Origin of the sequence: uncultured Campylobacter sp. (assembly GCF_938018035.1) — a bacterium.
Lineage (GTDB): Bacteria > Campylobacterota > Campylobacteria > Campylobacterales > Campylobacteraceae > Campylobacter_B.
Genome location: NZ_CALIJF010000279.1, coordinates 1 through 3833 on the forward strand (window position 1 = coordinate 1; position 3833 = coordinate 3833).

The 3833-nt window shown below is 43.0% G+C and carries 2 protein-coding genes; both read left to right on the forward strand.

Annotated elements, in window-relative coordinates; all coding sequences use genetic code 11:
* The first annotated feature begins 604 nt into the window (after window positions 1-604).
* Window positions 605-2728, forward strand: coding sequence for a TonB-dependent receptor (locus Q0257_RS08400; protein ID WP_298023970.1), 2124 nt, complete (start codon window positions 605-607; stop codon window positions 2726-2728).
* Window positions 2722-3618, forward strand: coding sequence for an alpha/beta hydrolase-fold protein (locus Q0257_RS08405; protein WP_298023973.1), 897 nt, complete (start codon window positions 2722-2724; stop codon window positions 3616-3618). Before Q0257_RS08400 ends, Q0257_RS08405 begins: the two co-directional genes overlap by 7 nt.
* Window positions 3619-3833 lie beyond the last annotated feature (215 nt).

Genomic DNA, 3833 nt, shown 5'->3' on the forward strand with positions numbered 1-3833 from the left:
GCTAAATTTTAAGATAAATTTGCGGGGTCTTATTAAATTTTATCCTCTTGCGTCGAGGTGTAAAATTCCAAAATCAATCCTTTGTTCTAAATTTAAATCCGTCTATCTAAACTACTCAAAATTTTAAATTGCGCCGAAGCGATTATACCCCTTAGTAATATAAATTTATTCATACGAAGCTACTGTGTTAAAAACCATCGTGTATTAATCCCGTGCTAGTCTAATAATTATTGCAAGCCGCAGGATGCACGAAATCAATAGAGCAAAGCCGTTTTCGCGTTGCCGCTTGTAATGCCTTCGATAGTTTAAAATATACACGTCCACAAAAGCGAAAATGATTCTTAGAGCAGATAAAATCAAAAACTGTGCAAAATTTCTCCAAAACAACTTGATGATTAAGGATTAGCGTTACAAAATTTTACTTATTTAGACCGATTCCTTGATTATATGTTGTACTTTATTTAAAATAATTTTTATAAAAATATCGATGGAATGGGGAATTATTAGTCAAATTTAATTCTATAGAAATACTTTAATAATTAATATTAAATTTATCCGCTTTGAGTTATAATCCGCGATTAAATTTCAAAATAGAGGAACAAAAATGCAAAAAGATATGTATTTTAAAAAGGCGAAATTTATCGCATTATCGATATGCGCGAGCGTTTCGATTTTATGCGGCGTCGAAGGCTCACACCTAAGCAGTGACGCAAATAGCACGAATCTTGGCGAAATCGTAGTAAGCGCGAGCGGCTTTCGCCAAGATATCAGGCAGGCGCCGGCCTCCATCTCCACCTTGGATAATAAAGAGATATCAAGCGGCAGCTTTACTTCGCTGCACGATATCGCGAATAAAATGCCTGGCGTCAGCGTTATCGCAGGCGACGACGGCCCGGCAAGCGGGATATCCATCAGAGGAATGGAAAGCTCTCAAACCCTTGTGCTTATCGACGGCAAACGCGTAAGTTCCGCGGCGGCGAACCCAAAAGGCGGAGCGGGCGATATGAACTCGAATTTTATCCCGCCCGCAGGAGCGATAGAGCGTATCGAGGTGATTAGAGGACCGATGAGCTCGCTTTACGGGAGCGATGCAGTAGGCGGCGTGATAAATATCATTACGAAAAAGAATTTTTCTAAATTTAGCGGAAGTGCTGCTATATCTACAACTATCCAAGATCACGAAGGTATCGGAGACGGCAAGATGGGCGAAGCCTACGTCAATATTCCCTTTGGGCAGTATGCGGCACTTCAGCTGTGGGGATATAAAAAGCTGCGCGGCGAGGATGGCTATAAGGGAGGCTATCAGAAGAGTGATAAATCGGATTCTAACGCCAAACTTTGGCTAACGCCGGATGAAAATAATAAATTTTACTTTCAAACCGGAAGACAAAATCATGATTATTCAAGGACTCTTAGTAAAACCGCCGTTTATCCCAACGCGCGTGGATTAAATCACTATAAATATAAAAGAGAAAATCACGGCGTCGGATATTTGGGTGAGTTTGAGAGCTTAAGTGCTGATATAAGTTATTTTTGGGATAAGACTCGCCGTACGAGCATTTTTGATAGCCTTTCTCCCGCAATCGTAAAAAATAGAAATTTTAATTCCAAATTTACGACTTATCTCGGTATAAATACGCTTACCTTCGGCTACGATTTTAGCAAACAGGATGTGCAAACGACTTTCATCGTTTCAAACGCGAGTAGGCAAAATTTACGCTCTCCGCAACGATTTTCTATGAACGAGCATGCGGGATTTTTAGAGGACGAGATTGAAATTTTGGAAAATACGCTATTTTTAACGCTCGGCGGCAGGCTCACGCATAACGAATACTTCGGCAACCACTTTTCTCCTAGAGCCTACGCGACGTTTAATATAGGTGATACCTGGACGATCAAAGGCGGCGTCGCAACCGGTTATAAAACTCCCAACGTCAATCAAATTTCGCCTGAAGTAGGCACGATTCAGGGCGGCTGGAGGATTATAGATTTCGGTAACAAGGATTTAAAGCCCGAGAAAAGCACGACCTACGAGATCGGGCTTTATTACGACAATGCAGACGATCTGCGCGGCAATATCACGCTATTTAAAAACGACTTCAAAGATAAAATTTTAGATACCGATGGCAGCAATATCAATAGGATTCCCGCTTACGGAGGCTGCGCCGGCGCGCCGAGCGTTAATTGTCCTGGTTGGGGAACGTATTTTAATATAGAAGGAGCCGAGGTTTACGGCGTTGAGCTGAGTGGCGATTACGATATTACTAAAAGGCTAAATTTCAAGGCAAACTACACCTATAGCCACTCCGAGATCGAAACCGGGGATCCTACGATCTATACGCCAAACGGCGCCGTTAAATTTAGCCAAACCAATCTTAGTAGGCTGGATGGCAAATCCCTGACCGCTACTCCGAAGCATGCCGCACATGCGACGCTTAGCTATAGGCCTATCGCTCCGCTTTCTACCTTTATCGGTCTTAATTACGAAAGTGAGCTTACAAGCGTACAATTCGGTCCGGGCAATAGAGTCAGCAAAAACGACAAAAAGCTTTTTACTACGGATTTGGGCGCACAATACGATTTAAACGATAATCTGAGCCTAAATTTAACCGCTTATAATATCTTTGATAACGTCCGATACGACGAGGGTCTCGCGGACGACGGCAATTACTATTGGTATCCCGAGGAGGGCAGGAGGTTTTGGTTTAAGGTAAACGCCAAATGGTAAGCCTAAAGAGCTTTCTTGCGGTATTTGACGCGCTATTTTTGGCGTGCTTATTCGCTTGCGATCTGGGGGCAAAACCGCTGCAAAAGATCGAGCGGATAAGCGAGGCTGCACGCGAGATATTTAGCGTGAGCGATTTTATTCTAAAAAGCAAGAGCGGCGAAAAATATAAAATTTTTATAGCTCGTCAAAAAAATGTCGCTCGCTACGATAGGGTAGTTTTTATGGTTGATGCGAACGCGCAGTTTCCGATACTTTTAAACTCCTATGCGAAAATTTATGCGAATGGCGCAAAGCAAAACGCAAAAGCGGTGCCGAAATTAAGCAAAACCGTCCTTATAGTAGGCATCGGATACGACAGCCCGCTAGCGTATGATATTAAGCGTCGCACGAGAGATTTAACGCCCGCGGCGAGCGGCGAAGAATATGCAAACGGCGGCGGCGCAACAGAATTTTACGATTTCGTAAAAGATGAACTATTTCCGCTCGTGGAGAAAAAATACTCTACGGCAAAAAGCGATAAAATTTACTTCGGACATTCTTTTGGCGGGCTATTCGGGATTTATGCTTTGCTGCGCGACGATGGGATTTTCGACGAGTTTTTTATCGCCTCGCCTTCGTTATGGTGGGGTGAATCACAACTGATCAGAGATGCCCTAGACGAGGGAAAGCTTAGATCAAATTTAAAAGCGAAATTCATAATGCTCGTTGCTGGCTCGCGTGAAATACGTAAAGGAAAAACCGATAAAGCGGGAATTTTAAAAGTAGCCGATCTAGCTGAAATTTTAAAAGCAAGGGGGTTTTCTTGCGAGTTTAGGCTCTACGAAGGCGCTTCGCACGGCGAAGTAATCCCATTGGCTTTGCGAGATTTAGCGCTATTTACGCAAAGATAATCTTCTATTTAGCCGGTAAAGCCTTAATCTAAACCCGGCTCGTTTATATTTGCAAGCGCAAGACCGAGCGGCGCAGGCTCGTTGATTGCGCCGAAACGCGTCGCCGGATTTAAGAAATTAAACTTTAAAGCCTTTTTGGCTAGTATCGCGCAAATTTAAAGGATGGAAAATGCAAAGTTTCAAATGGCAAATTTCAAAGCGGCTCAAGCAGGCGA